Source organism: Methanoregula sp. (assembly GCF_002835825.1).
Taxonomy (GTDB): Archaea; Halobacteriota; Methanomicrobia; order Methanomicrobiales; family Methanospirillaceae; genus Methanoregula.
Genome location: NZ_PIZH01000589.1, coordinates 1 through 1,299, shown reverse-complemented (window position 1 = coordinate 1,299; position 1,299 = coordinate 1). Strand labels below are relative to the sequence as shown.

4 protein-coding genes are annotated in these 1,299 nt (G+C 58.4%); 3 read left to right on the top strand and 1 reads right to left on the bottom strand.

The window, feature by feature from the left end; all coding sequences use genetic code 11:
* A partial coding sequence (locus tag CW742_RS13585) for a hypothetical protein (RefSeq protein ID WP_292421285.1) occupies nt 1–296 on the bottom strand: 296 nt, incomplete at its 3' end.
* 53 nt (nt 297–349) lie between these two features.
* Here CW742_RS13585 and CW742_RS13580 point away from each other — a divergent pair.
* From CW742_RS13580 to CW742_RS13570, 3 genes are all read left to right on the top strand, one after another.
* Entirely contained in the window at nt 350–565 is a 216-nt protein-coding gene (locus CW742_RS13580; protein WP_292421283.1) for a hypothetical protein, read from the top strand.
* 115 nt (nt 566–680) lie between these two features.
* The gene (locus tag CW742_RS13575; protein ID WP_292349967.1) at nt 681–1,049 is read left to right on the top strand and encodes a hypothetical protein; all 369 of its coding nucleotides are present in this window, start codon (nt 681–683) and stop codon (nt 1,047–1,049) included.
* Nucleotides 1,046–1,299 (top strand): hypothetical protein (locus CW742_RS13570; protein WP_292421282.1); only part of this gene is annotated, 254 nt, incomplete at its 3' end. The genes CW742_RS13575 and CW742_RS13570, both read left to right, overlap by 4 nt.

The window sequence follows — 1,299 nt, the reverse complement described above, 5'->3', positions numbered from 1 at the left end:
CTGCGGCAGAATCGATCGGTGATCGAATCATTGGTTTGTTCCGCAGGCCCGATGCCGTTACTCAGACATCGTGCAAGGCAGAGCCGAACAACCTGGCGTCCGGTATCGGACGCAGCATGAACACGGGACAGTGGAGCCAGTTGACACAAAGCCACGCCCCGGGAGTTTCTCTCTTTACATTCTTTGGTTCGCGTCAGTAATTCCGGATAACCGGTAACCGTGATCCGCTTATGGTATTGATCCGATAGGTCACCCGCCGTTTTGAGGAAGGCGGCATCTGGCCGGACAATAGCCATGGCTCTATCCGGCCCGGGATTCCGGAACACCACGGGAAAAGCGGGACGTGTGGATGTGGGCGCCCCGGATGCAGAGGAGAACAACCGAACGCAACAACACGAGGAGAAAAATGATGCAGAAGGGAATGTATCGCGAACCCCTGAAGGTAACGCAGGAGGCCGTCGATGCCTACGAGAAGCGGTCCGGCTTCCACGGTATCGGGAAGAAAATGGTCGAACACGGACGCTGGATCATCGTCACAAAAGAGGAGGTATCATGCACGTCGTAAATTGTGGCAGCTCACGAACAAAACTTACCCAGTCACGCCGTGAGACTGCCATAGATAATTCTGTTTCCACGCTTAAATCCCTCACTGAAGGTGAGAGGCTTGCGGGAGTATGTCTATGACCCGTTTCTCTGCCGGGCTCGTCCTGACCGGGAGCGATGGCTATGTTCATGTCCGAATCTGGGACAAGTCGTATTTCATCTGCCCGGAGGACATGGGGATGCTGCTGTTTGTCGGCGACACCGTGCCGCTGCTGCAGAAAAACCCGGACCCGACCGGCTCTCCGGTCGCATCCGGATCCGTTGCCCTCAATCCCTCCGGCCGGGCCGTGATCCTGTCAGTTGGCAGCATCCGGTACATGCTCCCCCGCGACAGATTCATCGCGGTCGCGCTCGGAGAGGATGTGTCCTGCATCCTCTTCGAGGTCCCAGGTGATGTTCCGGAACCGGAGATAATTTCGCCGCACAAGGGAGGTGCCGCGTCATGACCAGCCGGCGCGGAACGCTTGTCGAAGACGGGGCCCGCGAGCTCCTCCGGTTGCACGGTTACACGGTCGAGGTCATCCCGCCCGGGTTCAACAAGAAGTACCCGCCGGCGCATCTCGTCGCTACCCAGCCCACGGGTGAGAAACGGTTCATCCGCATCCGGAAGCTGTCGCACCTGCCGTCCACGATCGACACCGTAATGATCAAATGCAGCATGGACCTGGCGCAGTTCCGCAAGCACCTTGCCTGCCA